General features: G+C 40.4%; 1 protein-coding gene and 1 pseudogene. Both read right to left on the bottom strand.

Translation table 11 applies throughout. From position 1 onward, the window contains the following. A pseudogene (locus ON15_RS07680) lies at window positions 1–465 on the bottom strand (transposase); the annotation flags it as partial. Between the two features lie 62 nt (window positions 466–527). After that, the coding region (locus ON15_RS12035; RefSeq protein WP_010580912.1) for an ATP-binding protein at window positions 528–636 on the bottom strand (109 nt) is incomplete at its 5' end.

The following is a 636-nucleotide window of genomic DNA, read 5'->3' as shown; positions in this document are numbered from 1 at the left end:
ATTCTGTAATTTTCGATTGCGTTTGAGCCGAATAATGTAAAACACATCGTCAGCTTCACAGGCATCGTAAACTTCTGGCGTGGCGAAGCCACTATCACCACGAACCAGAATGTCAGTCGTAGGCAGCTTAGTTTGATAATGCTTTAATAGTGGTGTTAAAAAAGCTTTTACATCTTTGCTGGTGTAAGCATTTCCAGGACGCAAGACAGCTTTCAATAAGTTACCATCTTGATCAGTTGCCAGTAATGGATGATATCCTTCAGTACCATAATGTGCGTTGTAATTAGTGGCTTTCTGTTTGCCATAAGTGTCTGAGTGGGTCGAATCGATATCGATAATCGTGGCTGTCTGGTTGGTTAACAGTCGAGCACGATCAACCAAGGCCTCATTTAAAGCCTGTAATGTGTTAACACTACCTTTATCAAAACGTTGCCAAAAACGTGATATTGTTGCTTGTGAAGCCAAATGTCAAGGGCGGTCTAGAAATGTCATAAAAAGGCGGAATAAAATTGTATGAAAATGGCGGTTTAGTGTTGGCCATTCATTAACCTGTATGACTTTCCCTTAATTTTGATAATATGCGAATGATAAACAAGACGATCCAGAATCGCTTCTGCTGCTGCCAAATTGTGAAGT

The sequence above is a fragment of the Liquorilactobacillus vini DSM 20605 genome (genome assembly GCF_000255495.1).
GTDB classification, from domain to species: Bacteria; Bacillota; Bacilli; order Lactobacillales; family Lactobacillaceae; genus Liquorilactobacillus; species Liquorilactobacillus vini.
The sequence above is the reverse complement of the archived record's forward strand: the minus strand, read 5'-3'. Positions and strand labels throughout refer to the sequence as shown.